The organism is Bartonella vinsonii subsp. berkhoffii ATCC 51672, from assembly GCF_902825225.1.
GTDB lineage: Bacteria > Pseudomonadota > Alphaproteobacteria > Rhizobiales > Rhizobiaceae > Bartonella > Bartonella berkhoffii.
Genome location: NZ_CADEAK010000075.1, coordinates 1 through 880 on the forward strand (window position 1 = coordinate 1; position 880 = coordinate 880).

Sequence of the window (880 nt, forward strand, 5' to 3'; positions counted from 1 at the left end):
TTTACAAAACGGGCTATTTAAACGCCTTTCGACACTTCGTTGCGGGATGACAGCGCCAGGCTGACAGATGGGGAGGTCTTTATAATTATAACACCAATATGGACCACCAGATTTCTTACGGAATCCTGCTTGAACCATACAAGCATAAATTGTTGCTATTGCATTGTTGCTTAGCTTTCTATTTACATCCTCAAGATAATTAAGGTGCGGCATTCCACATTCTAACAAGGCTTTTCCTACCTCAGTAGAATCTGCTCCTGGCTTCTCCCACACAGCCGTCTCTCCTCGAGGAGATTTGTCAATATTGGATATATCACATCCAGCGATAGTTAACAGAATAAGCAGACTTAATAAATTAAACAACATTTTCATTTTTTATTCCCTGTTTTCGTTGAGTGAACTTTTTTAAAAGTAAATGAACCATAACTTTCTTTACACTCAGAACTCGCATCACCATAACAATTATGGGGACTTGGATCATAGCCGCCTAGTGCTTTCCCTTGCTCTATCATTGGAATTGCTAGTGGAAATAATAAATAGGAGAACTTCAAGGATACCTTATAAGCAGTAGGCCAATTGTAACCGAACACCGTACTAATGGGGTCAAAGACATGGCCTTGTATGTAGACATAATTTTTTTCGCCATCGCTTACATAATTTAGCGTATTTGCCATATCTTGAGCATTATAAGCTGGTCCAAAAAGATAGATATCTGTTTTTTTTGCTATGCCGTGGATGCCATGCTTTTCAAAGTCACGCATTCCGTTACCTACTGTTAAGCTACCACGGCTATGCGCACTAATAAGTAATCCATCATTGCCATAGTTCAGTACCAGATTTTGGTACTTCTTGCTCGAATTACTCCATCCCCCAAAATACT

The 880-nt window shown here is 39.4% G+C and carries 2 protein-coding genes; both read right to left on the reverse strand.

Translation table 11 applies throughout. The features are described 5' to 3' along the window. Positions 1-372: hypothetical protein (locus J7R10_RS08290; RefSeq protein WP_208436442.1), on the reverse strand; the 372-nt coding region annotated here is incomplete at its 3' end. Then, positions 369-880: hypothetical protein (locus J7R10_RS08295; RefSeq protein ID WP_208436443.1), on the reverse strand; the 512-nt coding region annotated here is incomplete at its 5' end. The genes J7R10_RS08295 and J7R10_RS08290, both read right to left, overlap by 4 nt.